12 protein-coding genes are annotated in these 14,654 nt (G+C 62.9%); 11 read left to right on the forward strand and 1 reads right to left on the reverse strand.

Going from position 1 to position 14,654, the window contains the following annotated elements:
* Positions 1-334: 334 nt before the first annotated feature.
* The 5 genes from XH92_RS12165 to XH92_RS12185 all read left to right on the forward strand — a co-directional run bounded on the left by XH92_RS12165 (position 335) and on the right by XH92_RS12185 (position 8,151).
* On the forward strand, positions 335-3,187 hold the full coding sequence (locus XH92_RS12165; protein ID WP_194459420.1) for an FAD-dependent oxidoreductase: 2,853 nt from the start codon (positions 335-337) through the stop codon (positions 3,185-3,187).
* A 23-nt stretch (positions 3,188-3,210) separates the two neighbouring features.
* The gene (locus XH92_RS12170; RefSeq protein WP_210345549.1) at positions 3,211-3,720 is read left to right on the forward strand and encodes an aromatic-ring-hydroxylating dioxygenase subunit beta; all 510 of its coding nucleotides are present in this window, start codon (positions 3,211-3,213) and stop codon (positions 3,718-3,720) included.
* Positions 3,721-3,800: 80 nt separating this feature from the next.
* Positions 3,801-6,179: a xanthine dehydrogenase family protein molybdopterin-binding subunit gene (locus XH92_RS12175; protein WP_194459421.1), complete on the forward strand. Its 2,379-nt coding sequence runs from the start codon at positions 3,801-3,803 to the stop codon at positions 6,177-6,179.
* Entirely contained in the window at positions 6,176-7,015 is an 840-nt protein-coding gene (locus XH92_RS12180) for a xanthine dehydrogenase family protein subunit M (RefSeq protein ID WP_194459422.1), read from the forward strand. Before XH92_RS12175 ends, XH92_RS12180 begins: the two co-directional genes overlap by 4 nt.
* A complete protein-coding gene (locus XH92_RS12185; RefSeq protein ID WP_194459423.1) occupies positions 7,012-8,151 on the forward strand; it encodes a 2Fe-2S iron-sulfur cluster-binding protein in 1,140 nt (379 codons plus the stop codon). The genes XH92_RS12180 and XH92_RS12185 overlap by 4 nt, the downstream gene beginning before the upstream one ends.
* Before the next feature lie 89 nt (positions 8,152-8,240).
* Here the strand turns inward: XH92_RS12185 and XH92_RS12190 are convergent, their stop codons facing one another.
* On the reverse strand, positions 8,241-8,786 hold the full coding sequence (locus XH92_RS12190; protein WP_210345550.1) for a MarR family winged helix-turn-helix transcriptional regulator: 546 nt from the start codon (positions 8,784-8,786) through the stop codon (positions 8,241-8,243).
* A 180-nt stretch (positions 8,787-8,966) separates the two neighbouring features.
* Between XH92_RS12190 and XH92_RS12195 the strand changes: the two genes are divergently transcribed.
* From XH92_RS12195 to XH92_RS12220, 6 genes are all read left to right on the forward strand, one after another.
* Positions 8,967-10,166, forward strand: coding sequence for an ABC transporter substrate-binding protein (locus tag XH92_RS12195; protein ID WP_194459424.1), 1,200 nt, complete (start codon positions 8,967-8,969; stop codon positions 10,164-10,166).
* Positions 10,167-10,244: 78 nt separating this feature from the next.
* On the forward strand, positions 10,245-11,213 hold the full coding sequence (locus XH92_RS12200) for an amidohydrolase family protein (RefSeq protein WP_194459425.1): 969 nt from the start codon (positions 10,245-10,247) through the stop codon (positions 11,211-11,213).
* Between the two features lie 19 nt (positions 11,214-11,232).
* A complete protein-coding gene (locus XH92_RS12205) occupies positions 11,233-12,033 on the forward strand; it encodes an Asp/Glu racemase (protein WP_305825869.1) in 801 nt (266 codons plus the stop codon).
* The gene (locus XH92_RS12210; protein ID WP_194459426.1) at positions 12,030-12,881 is read left to right on the forward strand and encodes an alpha/beta fold hydrolase; all 852 of its coding nucleotides are present in this window, start codon (positions 12,030-12,032) and stop codon (positions 12,879-12,881) included. Before XH92_RS12205 ends, XH92_RS12210 begins: the two co-directional genes overlap by 4 nt.
* Positions 12,868-13,926 (forward strand): 2,5-dihydroxypyridine 5,6-dioxygenase, encoded by a 1,059-nt coding sequence (locus XH92_RS12215; protein WP_194459427.1) that lies wholly within the window; start codon positions 12,868-12,870, stop codon positions 13,924-13,926. Before XH92_RS12210 ends, XH92_RS12215 begins: the two co-directional genes overlap by 14 nt.
* Positions 13,923-14,588: an isochorismatase family protein gene (locus XH92_RS12220; protein WP_194459428.1), complete on the forward strand. Its 666-nt coding sequence runs from the start codon at positions 13,923-13,925 to the stop codon at positions 14,586-14,588. Before XH92_RS12215 ends, XH92_RS12220 begins: the two co-directional genes overlap by 4 nt.
* Positions 14,589-14,654: the final 66 nt, after the last annotated feature.

The following is a 14,654-nucleotide window of genomic DNA, read 5'->3' on the forward strand; positions in this document are numbered from 1 at the left end:
CGCCTCGCAGCGGGGCATCATCGCCTCCCGTGAATAGTGTGCTGCGCCTCTACGGCGACGATTTACTGCTGCACGCACCAGGGGGCCGATGCAGCGACGCGACGCCGGAGAGTTCGGCGTCTTCCGGACATGCAGTCCCTTATATAATCAGTATATATCCTTATAAGCCTTCGCTGTTTGCCGGTGACCTACTAAACAGGGCGGTTGAATGATGGAAATATCTCTGGATTCTTCGGGCTTTTTGATTTGCTTCCCCAGAAGGGAGGCTCTGTCTTGCGTTGTCTAAAAAAGGATGTATACTGATGAAAATTCAAGGATGGTTCCGAGGCGCGGGATGGCTTGGCGAAAAGCAATTGCTGTGGACGAGCTGAAGCCGAACGGCGTCAAGCGCGTCGAGATCGACGGCAAGCCTGTCGCGCTTTATCTGCTTGATGGCGAGGTCTTCGCCACGCATGGCATATGCACGCATGCGCTCGCGTTCCTTGCCGATGGATTCGTTGATGGCGGCACGATCGAATGTCCGCTGCACCAGGGCGTCTTCGATATCAGATCGGGAAAGGCGCTCTGCTCGCCGGTCACGCGGGATCTTGAGACCTACACGGTCAAGGTCAGGGATGGCGAGGTATTTGTCGATCTCGATGGAGGTGAGAAGGCCGCGCTCAAGGATCAGGCGGGGGTCTGCACCGAGAAGGGATCGCCATCCCGTGGGGCAGTCGTCGTCGTGGGCGCCGGTCAGGCGGCTGCAGTGGCGATTCGCAGCATGCGGGCCAGTGGCTTCGCCGGCGCGATAGATCTCGTCGGAAGGGAGGGGCACCTGCCGTACGAGCGTCCACCGCTTTCAAAGGATATTCTGCTTGGAAAAGCCTCGATCGAGTCCTGCCGACGGCTGACCGACGGCGATGTGGCTTCCCTCGACGTCAAGACGCATCTCGGGTGCTCCGTTACCCGGATCGATCCAGCAGCAAGGATCGCGTTCCTGAGTAACGAGACTGAGCTTCGATATGATGCGCTTCTGCTGGCGACCGGTGGCGTTCCGCGGCGCCTTTCCATTGCCGGCGCCGATCTGCCGGGTGTGCACTATTTGCGTACGGTCGAGGATGCCAATGCCATCAGGCAATCGCTTGCAACAGCGAAGTGTCTCGTCGTCATCGGCGGCGGATTCATTGGTCTTGAACTTGCGTCGGTCGCGGCGACACTCGGGGTCGTCACCGTTCTCCTCGAGCGCGAGACCGAACTGATGGCCCGCGTGCTGCCGCCATCGCTGGGGCGCAGCTTTCGCGCGCTTGCCGAGCGCCATGGCGTCTCCGTTTCGCGGGGCGTGCAGGTCCGGGATATCCGCCGCGACGGAGAGGGTCTGGTGGTCAATACCTCCGCAGGCGCTTTCGCTGCAGACACCATTTGCGTAGGTGTCGGGTTGGCTCCCGAGACGGAATTGGCGGCCGCGGCCGGCTGCGCGGTGGATGGCGGGATCGTTGTCGACGCAGAGCAAAGGACGAGCATCGCGGGAATCTGGGCGGCGGGCGACTGCGCGCTGCATGGCCGCCCTGTCAGGGGGCGCTCCCGCCGTTTTGAGAGTTGGCACAATGCGGAGCAGCAAGGTGCAGCCGCAGGGCAATCGATTGCAGGGGCGCCGCCGAGCGCGGATGCGCAGGCTCCCTGGTTCTGGACCGACCAGTTTGGTCTGAACATCCAGATACTCGGGGTCTCGTCACCGGGTGACAAGGTCGCGCTCACCGGCCGCGACGGCGAACCTGGCGCCGTCTACCGCACGATTGATCCGAACACCGGACGGCTTACCAGCGTGGTCGCGTTTTCCGATCCTGCCGCCATACGGCAGGCGCGCAAGGACCTCGAAAACCCTGACATGTTCGATATCGCCAAGGCTTCCGCTGTTCTGCTTACCAGTGACGGCAAAGAGGAGAATACCCAGGTGGTGAATGAAAGCTCGGTGACGACGACGTCGAAGCAGTACGTCTGGCCATCCGAGGGGCTCACCAGGGTGCCTGATTGGGTCTACACGGACGACTTCATCTACCGGCGCGAAGTCGAAAAGATATTTCACGGGCGAACCTGGAATTACGTCGCGCTGGAGAGCGAGATTCCCGAAATTGGAGACTTCATCCGTTCCAATGTGGGACCGACGCCCGTGGTGGTATCGCGCGCCGAGGACGGTTCGATCAACGTCTTCGAGAATCGCTGTGCGCATCGCGCGGCCGAGTTCTGTCGCGAACTGAGCGGCAATGCCAAGGAATTCGTCTGTCCCTATCATCAGTGGTCCTATGACCTGAAGGGCAATTTGGCCGGAGTGCCGTTCCGCCGAGGGGTCGACGGCAAGGGCGGAATGCCGCGCGACTTCAAGAATGCCGACCACGGGCTCAGGCAGCTCAAAGTCACGACCCATCGTGGTGTCGTGTTCGCCTCGTACTGCGACGACATGGAGCCGTTGGCCGAATATCTCGGACCGGAAATTCTCCGCGAGTTCGAGGCGACCTTCGACGGGCGCAAACCCAAGGTGCTCGGTCATTATCGCCACAGCCTTCCGGGAAACTGGAAGCTCTATCACGAGAACCTCAAGGACCCGTATCACGCAACGCTGCTGCATACGTTCCTGGTGACGTTCGGCCTGCTGGTGGCCGGCAACAAGTCGTCCATGATCGCCGACCCATCCGGCCGGCATGGTGTGATGGCATCGGCAAAGTCGGACGTCAGCAAGCTCGACAACAACACCAAGAAGGAGATGCGCGCCTACAAGGAGGGCATGCAGCTCGAGGAGCCGCGCTTCATGGACTTCGTCAATGAGTTCGACAGTCCCTGGTCCGTCACCATGACGACGATCTGGCCCAATCTCATCGTGCAACGGGAGATGAACACGCTGGGTGTCCGTCAGATCGTTCCGACCGGGCCGAACGAGTTCATCATGAAGTGGACCATGTTCGGCTTCGAGGGTGACGACGAGGAAATGACCCGCCATCGGTTGCGGCAGGGCAATCTGATGGGGCCGGCAGGCTTCCTTGGCCTCGAAGACAACGAAGCCATCAAGTTTGTGCAGGACGGTATGCTCGCGGTTCCCGACGGCCAACATGTGGTCGAACTGGATCCCGGGGTTATCGGCACCGCAGACACCTTGATTTCCGAGGCGTCGATACGCGCGATGTATCAGCATTGGCGCAGCGCGATGGACCTCTAACGAGAGATACGGGCATTCAGATGTTGGCCACCGATCCGACCTACACGGCGCAAATTCATCAATTGCTGCTTCGGAATGCAATCGAGCAGTTCAACTGCCAGTACGCGGCCGCCCTCGACGAGCAGCGGCTCTCGGACTGGAGCGAGATGTTCACGCCGGACGCCAGCTACGTCGTTTTGTCGCGCGAGAATGAAGATCGCGGCCACCCGGTCGGTCTGATCTATTGCGAGAATAGGGGCATGATTCGCGATCGGGCGTTCGCACTGGAAAAGACCGCCATGTTCGCGCCGCGGTACCTTCGTCATTTGATCAGCAATTTGCAGTTGCTCGGCGAAGATGAGCACGGAGACATCGAGGCCCGGGCGAACTATGTCGTCTTGCAGGTCTTGTTCGATCGTCCCGATGCGACCATTCATCAGGTCGGCACCTATCACGACGTGTTTCGGCATTCCGACGGCGGCCTCAAGCTCAAGCAGCGCCGCTGCGTTTACGATAACCTGCTCGTCCCCAACGCGCTTTGCATTCCGGTGTAGAGCCGCTTGCGATCAGGGGACAATCGCTGTGAGCTTCGTGACGTTAGGAACGTTTTGGCAGAGCGCATGAGAGGATCATCATGAGCAGCGGCGTGGCGGTCGGCGAAGGTATCGGGGCGCGAACGCGGCGCAAGGAGGACGCCCGGCACTTGCGCGGCCGCGGCCGGTTCGTCGGTGACATCCAGATGCCTGGGCTGCGGGAAGTGGCTTTCCTGCGCAGTCCAGTGGCGCATGCGAATATCCTGTCGAAGACAAAATCGCCCGATCACGCCGTCGATACCTTCTTCTCCGAAGATCTCGCCGGAGTCGCGCCGATCGTGACGCGATCCTCGATTCCCGGCTACAAGGTCTCGCAATATCCGATCCTGGCCACCGACAAGGTGCGCTTCGTCGGCGAACCCGTTGCCATGTGCGTGGCAAAAAATCGCGCGATCGCGGAAGATTTGATCGAGCAGGTCGAGATCGGCTACGACGAACTGCCGGCCATCGCCTCTTGCGCGGGCGGTCGCCGGGACAACGCCGAACTTCTGCACCCGGAGTGGGGCGACAACCTGTTCCTGGAGACTTTCTTCGACAGCGGCGTCGACGAGGTCATCGCCCGAGCGCCGATCTCGGTCGAGCTCGAGATGTCATGCGCGCGGCAGACGATGCATCCCATGGAAGGCAAGGGCGTGCTGGCCTGGTGGGATGATCGCGCCGATCAGCTCGTGGTGCACACCTCCACCCAGGTGCCGCATTTGATCCGCGCCGGGCTCGCCGAGTGTCTCGGGATCGCGCAGGCGCAAATCAGGGTCGCGCCGCCGGACGTCGGAGGCGGCTTCGGCTACAAGTGCCTGTTGCAGCCGGAGGAGGTTGCCGTCGCCTGGCTGGCTGCAACCTTCAGGAAGCCATTCCGCTGGACCGAGGATCGCAGGGAGCACCTCGTCGCCGGCGCAAACGCGCGGCAGCACGAATACCATGTCAAAGCCTATGCCGATGCGAAGGGGCGGCTTCTCGCGCTGGATGCGGAAGTGTCCGTCGACACCGGCGCGTACTCGGTATGGCCGTTCACGGCCTGCCTGGAAGCTGCGCAGGCCGGTGGAAACCTCCCCGGTCCATATCATCTGGCTGCCTATCGGTGCCGCACCTATTCGGTTGCGACCAACAAGCCGCCCTTCGCGCCCTATCGCGGTGTTGCGCGGCCGGGCGTCTGCTTCGCGATGGAGCAGGTCATTGACGCGATCGCGCAGAAGGTCGGCCGGGAAGCGTGGGAGGTCCGCCGGGACAATCTGGTGCCGGCTTCGGCGATGCCGTACACCAACATCACGAACAAGCATTACGACTCCGGTGACTACCCCGAGGCGCTCGTTGCCGCCAAGAACATGATCGGTCTCGAGGCATTCCGCGCAGGACCCAGGCGTGACGACAAGGGACGTTACCTCGGCATCGGGTTTGCCAGCTTCACCGAGCAGTCCGCGCACGGCACCAAGGTGTTTGCATCCTGGGGATTGCCGCTGGTGCCGGGGTTCGATCAGGCGCATGTGAAGCTGACGCCGGATGGCGCACTGGAGGTTGCCGCAGGCATCCATACGATTGGGCAGGGTTTGGAAACGACGCTGGCGCAGATTGCGCACGAGCAGACCGGCGTTCCGCTCAAGCATATCCGGGTCACGCTCGGCGACACGGCGATGACCCCGTTCTCAACCGGTGCCTACGCATCGCGCGGGATCGTGATGTCGGGCGGCGCGGTCTCGCGGGCCGCCGAGGTCGTTGCGGGCCGGATCAAGTCAATCGCTGCCCATCTGCTGCAAGTCGAGCCGGCCGCCGTCGGATTTGCCGAGGGACGGATCTTTGCGGCCAATGCCAGTGTCTCTTATGAAGATGTCGGACGCGCCTGGTATCTTCGGCCGGACCAGCTTCCCGAGACCGTGAACACGGCGGGCCTCGAGGCGACCGAAGGCTACAAGCCCGACGTCGATACGGGCGTGTTTTCCTACGCCACGCACGCCGTTCGGCTCGCGGTCGACGCCGAGACCGGTCTTGTCGAGATCCTCGACTATGCGATCGTCGAGGACTGTGGACGCATGGTCAATCCGATGATTGTCGAGGGGCAGACCTATGGAGGGGCCGCGCAGGGTATCGGCACCGCGCTGTTCGAAGAGAGCCCGTACGACGACAACGCTCAACCGCTCGCCTCGACGCTGCTCGATTATATCCTGCCTGGTCCGACCGAGCTGCCCAGCTTTCGCATCGATCATCGCGAGACGCTGTCGCCTTACTCGGCTCACGGGATCAAGGGCGTCGGCGAGGGCGGGGCGATCGCGCCGCCTGCTGCGGTCGTCAACGCGATCAACGATGCCTTGTCGCCTCTCGGCGCTGCGATACGGCAGGTACCTGCGAGCCCGCGGCGGATTCGCGAGGCGATTCGGCGCGCGCGTCCATCGCAGGCGACGGGTTCTGAAGCGGGCTTTGCGCGATGAAATCGTCGCCTTTCGAGCTTAAGCATGCACGGACCCTTCGTGAGGCAACCGAGCTCCTCGCCGCGGCCGATGGCAACGCCAAGGTGTTGGCTGGCGGCCAGTCGCTGGTACCGATGTTGAACCTGCGACTGGCCCGGCCCAAGCTGTTGGTCGACATCAAGCGCGCGTCCGGGTTTCGGGAGCTTGCGGCCGACGACAGGGTGTTCTCGATCGGCGCCGGATGGACCCACGCCGAGATCGAGGACGGGGTCCTGGAGGATCCGACGCGCGGGCTGCTGCGATCGGTCGCACATGGAATTGCCTACAGGGCGGTGCGCAATCGCGGCACCATGGGCGGAAGCCTGGCGCATGCCGATCCGGCCGCGGACTGGGTCTCGACGCTGGCGGCACTCGGTGCCACCATCGTCGTCCAGGGCGGCGGCGAACGGCCGAAGCGCCATGCCGCCGAGAGCTTCGTCGACGGAGCGTTTGCGACCAGGCTCGGCGAGAACGAAGTGATTTCCGCGATCGAGGTGCCGCGGCTGTCGGCGGATGCATCCTGGGCCTATCACAAGATCTGCCGCAAGACCGGTGAGTTCGCCAATGCGATCGGCGTTGTCGTGCTCGACCTGAAGGCTGGCCTGCAGCGGGTGCTTGCCGGTGCGACCAGCGGTTCACCGGTGCTGCTGCCGAATACCGCCGCACGTCTAGCCGAAGCGGGGCCGCGTGCGGCATGCGAGATCGTCGCAGCGGAAATCCGCGACCTTCTGCCGAATCTTGATCTCGACACGCAGGAATTGCACGCGGTCGCCGTTCGCCGGGCTCTGGCGACCTTGGGGGAGGGGCAGCGCCGATGACGCAGGTGTCGATGACGGTCAACGGAGATGCCGTCGTGGCGGATGTCGAGCCGCGCACGCTGTTGGCGGACTTCCTGCGCGGCGAGCTGCAACTCACCGGAACGCATCTCGGATGCGAGCAGGGTGTCTGCGGCGCCTGCACCGTTGTACTCGACGGCAAGATCCAGCGGGCGTGCATCACATTCGCTGCCGATTGCAATGGCGCCAACGTCACCACGATCGAAGGCTTTGACGATGATCCAACCATGCAGGAGCTGCGCGAGGCGTTCTCCGAACATCACGCCCTGCAATGCGGATTCTGCACACCGGGAATGCTGACGACGGCACGAGATATCGTGCTTCGGCTCGGCGAGATCGATGAGCGGGCTCTGCGCGAGGAGCTCTCCGGCAATCTCTGCCGATGCACCGGCTATGTCGGGATCGTTGCCGCGGTCAAGAAAGTTGCCACAGGAAAGAAGCCCGACGTCGCGGCAGCCGTGGCTCCGGTCGTCGGCATATTCGAGGGCTCAAGGACGCCGCCTGCGCCGTCTCCAGCGACAAGTGGGCCCGTGACACGTACGTCGGTTCCCGCCATGGCGCCTTCGGTTGGCGGATCCGCGGGCAGCACGTCGATTGAGGAACGGGTGCGCGTGGCCGCGCCGGCCGAGCAGGTCTGGAGCCTGTTGTCGGACCTTCGACGGGTGGTCCCATGCGTGCCCGGAGCGGAGATCACGTCACTCGACGGAGAGGATCTTGTCGGAAAGGTCAGGATCGCGCTGGGCCCGATCAAGGTCACGTTCAACGGCCAGGCGAAGGTGGGGATGGATCCGTCCAAGCGGGAAGGATGGCTGACCGGCCGCGGGCGTGATGCCGGGCAGGGCTCGTCCGCGGAGGGCAGCGCGCGCTGGACCGTCATCGCCGACGGGGCAAGCGTGTCCGTGATTGCGGTGGTCCTGACCTGGAAGCTGAGCGGACCTCTCGCTCAGTTCAACCGAGCCGGGCTGGTGCACGATGTTGTGCGCCGGTTGGCCGCGACATTCGCCGAGAATCTCGAAGCCGCCATTACCGGGGCGGCGCCGCCTCGCCGAAAGGCAACGCTCAGTGGCTTCGGATTGATCTGGTCCGTCATCAAGGCACGCTTGTTCTCACGGAAATAGGGTCGCCGAAGCGGCCCGATCTCCCGCGCAACCGCCAGGCTCATCCGTGTAATAACGATGTATACTGATTAAAATCAGATCGCTTCCGGCTATTCGTCCCGGCTGGCCGTCGACTTCCGCCGTCCGGATGCTGAGTTGCTGTCGGGCAGGCTGTATTTGCTGTTGCCTTCGATCAGTTCGGTCACCATCGCGAGAAACGCTGCCCTGAACTCGGGCCGCAGGGGGGCGAGGAAGCGATCCTGCGCACGGCGCATGCTGTCGTGCATCTTGTCGGCGACCGCCTCGCCCTCCTTGGTCAGGAAAGCCACCATCGAACGCCGGTCGGTTTGGCTGCGTTCGCGTCGCACCAGGCCGCGCTCCGACAAGCGGTTCAAAACATCTGCAACGTTCGTGCGATCGATGCCCACTTCGCCACCCAGCGTGACCTGATCGATTCCAGGGTTGTTGAGCAGGGTCGTGATCAGGCCGTACTGCACCGGCGTGATGCCGAATTCCTGGCATTCCTCGAGAAAGATCGCCGAGTGGATCTGGTGGAGGCGGCGGACCAGGTAGCCGGGGCGCGAAGCCAGGGGCATGCGCGCCATCTCCACCTTGACCTCGGACCTCGTGGGATTGGTGGATGATTGCTTCTTCAACGTGCATTCCTTCCATTCTTTAAGCGGCCAGCGGCCAGCAAATAAGCCGAAGGCCTCTTGACGAGCCGTCTAATTACTCAGTATACATCTCTTTATCGCGGGCGGTACCGCCGAATCCAGGATTGACCTGAGAATAACAACAATAAGATGGCGGCGCGCGAGGCAAACGGAGGATGGCTCATGAACAGGCTCGCATCATCAATTCTCGCGCTGACCCTCATGTCGGGTCTGGGGCCGGCCAAGGCTGGCCCGGATGCCGTGACGATCGGTGTCCTCAACGACCTTAGCGGCGTCTACTCGGATCTCGGCGGGCCCGGCTCCGTTGCGGCCGCGGAAATCGCGGTGGAGGAGTTCGGGCCAACCGTGATCGGCAAGCCGATCAAGGTCATGTCGGGAGATCACCAGAACAAGGCAGACGTCGGTTCGCAGCTGGCGCGTCGATGGTTCGACGTTGATCACGTCGACATGATGATCGACTTCCCGAACTCGGGCGTGGCACTGGCCGTGCAGGAGGTCGCAAGAGCGAAGAAGAAGATCGCGATCTATTCGACGGCCGCAACCATGGACCTCACCGGCAAGGCCTGTTCGCCGACCGGGTTTCAATGGACCTACGACAATTATTCGAATGCTGCGGGCGTCGCCTCTGCTCTCGTGAAGAAGGGCTTCGACACCTGGTACTTCCTGACGGTCGACTATGCGTTCGGTCTTTCGCTCGAGGCGGAAGCCTCCAAAGCCGTCAAGGCTGCCGGCGGCAAGGTGGTGGGCGCTGCGCGCCATCCGCTGAACACACCGGATTTCTCCTCCTTCCTGCTTCAGGCTCAGTCCTCCAAGGCGAAAGTCATCGCGTTCGCCAATGCCGGCGGCGACACGGTCAATGCCGTGAAGCAGGCCAATGAATTCCAGATCGTGCAGGGCGGGCAGACGATCGTTACGCCGGTCACATTCATCACCGACGTGCACAGTCTCGGTCTTCAGGTCGCTCAGGGCCTCACCTTCGTGACGGGCTACTACTGGGATTTGAACGACCAGACCCGTGCGTTCGCGGAGAAGTTCTACAAGAAGCGCAAAGCGATGCCGACCATGGCGCAGGCTGGCGTCTATTCCGGCGTGCTTCACTACCTGAAGGCGGTGAAGGAGGCCGGCACCGATGACGGGCTCGCCGTCGCCGAAAAGATGCGCGAGCTGCCGGTACGGGATGCCTTTACGCAGACCGGTTCGGTGCGCGCCGACGGACGGATGATTCACGACATGTACCTCGTCGAGGTGAAGAAGCCATCGGAGTCGAAAGCGCCGTGGGACTACTACAAGGTTCTGGCGACTATCCCCGCGGCCGAGGCGTTCAAGCCCTTGGCTGAAAGCGAATGTCCCCTGGTGAAGTGATTGTCAGGGTGATCCCGGTCGCGTCCGTCGCAGTCGTGACCGGAATCCGCGCACGTCGATATCCGCAAGGAGCAGTTCATGTCGACCAGAATTCGCAAGATCGCGCTTGAAGAGCACTTCACGGCGCCGGGCTTCGAGGAATATTCGAAGGTCTTCACGAAGCACATGGACTCCGCGGCGCAAGCCAGGCTGTCGTCCCAACTTAGGGATTTCGACGATCTGCGGCTGGGCGAGATGGACCGGGCCGGAATCGACAAGGTCGTGCTGTCGCAGACTGGACCAGGCGTCCAGGGCGAAACCAACATAGACGTCGCCATCCAGCGCGCCGCCGAAGGCAATGACTATCTGGCGCAGCAGATTCAGCGGCATCCGGCCCGCTATGCCGGCTTCGCGTCGCTGCCGATGCATTCCCCGAAGGCGGCTGCGAACGAACTGACCCGTGCCGTCGACGTTCTCGGCTTCAAGGGAGCGCTGGTCAATGGTCACACGGGCGGGATCTACTATGACGATCCGGCCTACGACGCGTTCTGGGAGCGGATGCAACATCTGGATGTGCCGCTCTATCTGCATCCGACGGACCCAAGTCCGGTGCCGCAAGCCTATGACGGCCATCCCGAACTCACCGGCGCGGTGTGGGGGTGGGGCGTCGAGACCGCGACCCATGCGCTCAGGCTGCTGTTCGGGGGAGTCTTCGATCGCTTTCCGCGGTTGAAGATCATCCTCGGCCACATGGGCGAGGGACTGCCGATGCTGCTCTGGCGGTTCGACAGCCGCTTTGCGGTGTATCCGCATGGCGTTCGGCTTGCGCACAAGCCGTCCGAATATTTCGGACGCAACATCTTCATCACGACGTCGGGCGTCTGCTCGTCTGCCGCGCTTGCCTGCGCGCTTGCCGAGATGGGCAACGACGCCGTGATGTTTTCGGTCGACTACCCCTACGAGTCGACGGCGATCGCCGCTGACTTCATCGAGCGCGCGCCGATATCCGAGGTCGTCCGCGCGCAGGTGTCCTCGCGGAACGCCGAACGCATTCTGAAGCTGGCCTGATCGGCCGAGGAGACGCCACATGCAGAAGGTCTATCGCATCGGTCAGATCGTTCCGAGCTCGAACACGACCATGGAGACTGAAATTCCCGCGATGCTTGGTGCGCATTCGCTCGCACACGGCACGCGCTTCACGTTCCATTCGAGCCGGATGCGGATGAAGACGGTCAAGAAGGAGGAACTCGCGGCGATGGATAGCGAGTCCGATCGCTGCGCGCTCGAGCTCTCGGATGCGCGTGTCGACGTCCTCGGCTATGCCTGCCTGGTCGCGATCATGAGCATGGGGAAGTCGTATCACCGCGTCTCGCAGGAGCGGCTCCACGGTCGCACGGTCGAGAACGGTGCGCCAGCCCCCGTGGTGACCAGCGCCGGTGCCCTTGTCGACGCGCTGCATGTCATCGGCGCCAAGCGCATTGCCGTCGTCGCGCCGTACATGAAGCCGCTGACGCAGCTTGTCATCGACTACATCGAGCATGAGGGGATCAAGGTCTCCGATTCCCGGGCGCTCGAGATTCCGGACAACATCATGGTCGGTCGCCACGACCCGGCGAACCTGCCGAAGATCGTGGCGGGGATGGACCTCAAGGACGCCGACGCGGTCGTGTTGTCGGCGTGCGTCCAGATGCCGTCGCTGCCTTCGATCGCCGAGGTCGAGGCAAGAACCGGCAAGCCTGTGATCACCGCCGCGGTCGCGACCACTTACGCCATGCTGACGGCGCTCGATCTGAACACGCGGGTGCCGGGTGCCGGCGCATTGCTCTCGGGCGCCTTTGGTAACAAGGCCGCGGCCGGTCCCAATGCAAAACTGCAGGCCGCCGGATGAGTACATTCCGACACGGCGCAAACGTCCGGGCCAACGGAGTCCGGCTGCACTACCTGCTCTATGGGCAGGCGCGGGCAGGGCGTGATCCGGTCATCATCCTGCCGGGCATCACCAGTCCAGCCATCACCTGGGGGTTCGTCGGCGAACGGTTTGGATACGAGTTCGAGACCTACGTCCTCGATATCAGAGGCCGCGGACTGTCGCAGTCAGGCCCCGCTCTCGACTACAGCCTGGATGCGCAGGCTGCCGATCTGGCCGAGCTGGCTGCGGCGTTGAAACTGCCACGCTACACCGTGGTCGGCCACTCGATGGGGGCCCGGATTGCCGTTCGTGCGGCACGCAGCGGATTGCCCGGACTGGCGAGGCTAGTCCTGGTGGATCCGCCGGTCTCGGGACCGGGCCGGCGTGCCTATCCGGCGAAGCTCGATTGGTACGTCGATTCAATTCGGCTTGCGGTTGCCGGCTGCAGCGCTGAAAAGATGCGGGCGTTCTGCCCGACATGGACCGATGATCAGCTGAAGCTGCGTGCGGAGTGGCTGCACACCTGTGATGAGCGCGCGGTGCGCGAGAGCTTTGACGGATTCCACAAGGACGACATTCACGGCGATCTCGAACGGATCACCGTTCCCGTCCGGCTGATCGCTGCGGGACGCGGTGACGTCATTCGCGATGAGGACATCGCCGAAATCCGGCGGCTGTTGCCGAGCGCCTCGATCACGCGCGTCGTCGACGCTGGGCACATGATTCCATGGGATGACGAGATGGGGTTCTACGCCGCCTTTGAGGAGTTTCTTGGCGTTCCGCTGGACGCCGCAATCAGCAAGGAGAAGCAACATGTCGGTCAGTGATCACGATCTGATACAGGCCTGGAAGCAGGTTCTCTCGTTGTCCAAGCTGGAACGAGGCCAACTCGTCACTGTGCTCACCAGCTCGTCGACGCATCCGCAGACCCTGTCGACCGCGATCCTCGCGGCTGCCTCGATGGGTGCAATCGTCAACCGGCTCGATCTGCTGCCGGTCAACGGCGAGAAGGCCTTGAGCCGCGACTCGCTGGCCTATCTCGGGACGACGCCGCTGACGGGGAACCGCGCGGCGATCGCGGCACTAAAGGAGAGCGACCTCGTCCTCGACCTGATGACCCTGCTGTTCTCTCCCGAACAGCACGAGATCCTCAAGGCGGGAACGAAAATCCTGCTCGCCGTCGAGCCGCCGGAAGTCCTGGTTCGGATGGTGCCGACAATGGCCGACCGTGCGCGCGTCGCCGCCGCGAGTGCGAAGCTCGGCAAGGCGAAGGAGATGCATGTGACGTCGCCGGCCGGCACAGACGTCCGCTTCAAGCTCGGGCAGTTCCCGGCCATCAGCGAATATGGTTTCGTCGACGAGCCCGGGCGGTGGGATCATTGGCCGAGCGGCTTCGCCTTGACCTGGGCCAATGAGGGCGAGGCCGATGGAACGATCGTGATGGAGCGGGGCGATATCCTGCTCCCGATGAAGTCCTACATCCAAGATCGTATCCATTTCAGAATCGAGAACGGCTTTGTGACCTCGATCGAGGGCGGCGTCGATGCCGAGATTCTGAGCGAGTACATGGCCTCGTACAACGATCGAGACGCATATGCGATGTCGCATATCGGCTGGGGGCTGCAGCCGCGAGCCAAGTGGTCGACGCTCGGTCTCTATGACCGGGAGGCCACGATCGGCATGGACGCCCGGGCGTTCGAAGGCAATTTCCTGTTCTCGTTCGGCCCGAACAACGAGGCCGGAGGCAGCCGGACCACGGCCTGCCACATCGATATTCCGATGCGAAACTGCACGATTGCGCTCGACGGGGAGGAGGTCGTCCGAAACGGAAAGGTGCTCGATGGAGGACCGGTTCGGGAGGCCGCCGAATGACCGACGACAGGGCGACATATCGCCGGCAGGGCTTCGGCCAGGAGCTGGATCTTGATGCGCCATTCGGGTTGCTGATCGTCGATTTCGTCAACGGATTTCTCGATCCCGCCGTTTTCGGCGGTGGCAACATCGCTGCCGCCATGGAGAGGACGATCGGACTGCTGGGCGAAGCGCGCCGGCGAAGGTGGCCGGTCGCGCATTCGAGGATCGTATTCGCCGACGACGATGCCGACCGCAACGTGTTCGCGATGAAGGTGCCGGGGCTGCTCACGCTGAAGGAGGCGTCGTCCAACAGTGCGATCGTTCCGCAACTTGCGCCGAAGCCGGGTGAACTGGTCGTCAGAAAGACCGTGCCGTCGGCGTTCTTTGCGACAGGACTGGGACCATGGCTGACGCAGCGCGGCGTCCGCACCCTTGTGATCGCCGGTTGCGTGACCAGCGGTTGTGTGCGGTCAAGCGTCGTTGACGCGATGTCGCTGGGCTTCCTTCCGCTGGTGGTCAGGGATTGCGTCGGCGACCGCGCGATCGGTCCGCACGAGGCGAACCTGTTCGACATGTCGGAGAAGTACGCCGTCGTCATGGACCTCTCCGAAACGTTGAAGCTCGTGGAGGCCAGGACTGCCAGTTCTGCTGCCGTGACTGGCGGCACAAATACCCGCTAGCGGCAAGACATAACAAGAGAGGTGAGGGGACGATGACGGACACGCTGCATCCTGCGAGCGCCATTC

Source organism: Bradyrhizobium sp. CCBAU 53421, from assembly GCF_015291625.1.
Lineage (GTDB): Bacteria > Pseudomonadota > Alphaproteobacteria > Rhizobiales > Xanthobacteraceae > Bradyrhizobium.

Bases quoted from the DNA above. Each gene is read 5' to 3' on its own strand.
- XH92_RS12165 (WP_194459420.1), top strand. From the start codon at position 335: ATGGCTTGGCGAAAAGCAATTGCTGTGGACGAGCTGAAGCCGAACGGC.
- XH92_RS12175 (WP_194459421.1), top strand. From the start codon at position 3,801: ATGAGCAGCGGCGTGGCGGTCGGCGAAGGTATCGGGGCGCGAACGCGG.
- XH92_RS12180 (WP_194459422.1), top strand. From the start codon at position 6,176: ATGAAATCGTCGCCTTTCGAGCTTAAGCATGCACGGACCCTTCGTGAG.
- XH92_RS12185 (WP_194459423.1), top strand. From the start codon at position 7,012: ATGACGCAGGTGTCGATGACGGTCAACGGAGATGCCGTCGTGGCGGAT.
- XH92_RS12195 (WP_194459424.1), top strand. From the start codon at position 8,967: ATGAACAGGCTCGCATCATCAATTCTCGCGCTGACCCTCATGTCGGGT.
- XH92_RS12200 (WP_194459425.1), top strand. From the start codon at position 10,245: ATGTCGACCAGAATTCGCAAGATCGCGCTTGAAGAGCACTTCACGGCG.
- XH92_RS12205 (WP_305825869.1), top strand. From the start codon at position 11,233: ATGCAGAAGGTCTATCGCATCGGTCAGATCGTTCCGAGCTCGAACACG.
- XH92_RS12210 (WP_194459426.1), top strand. From the start codon at position 12,030: ATGAGTACATTCCGACACGGCGCAAACGTCCGGGCCAACGGAGTCCGG.
- XH92_RS12215 (WP_194459427.1), top strand. From the start codon at position 12,868: ATGTCGGTCAGTGATCACGATCTGATACAGGCCTGGAAGCAGGTTCTC.
- XH92_RS12220 (WP_194459428.1), top strand. From the start codon at position 13,923: ATGACCGACGACAGGGCGACATATCGCCGGCAGGGCTTCGGCCAGGAG.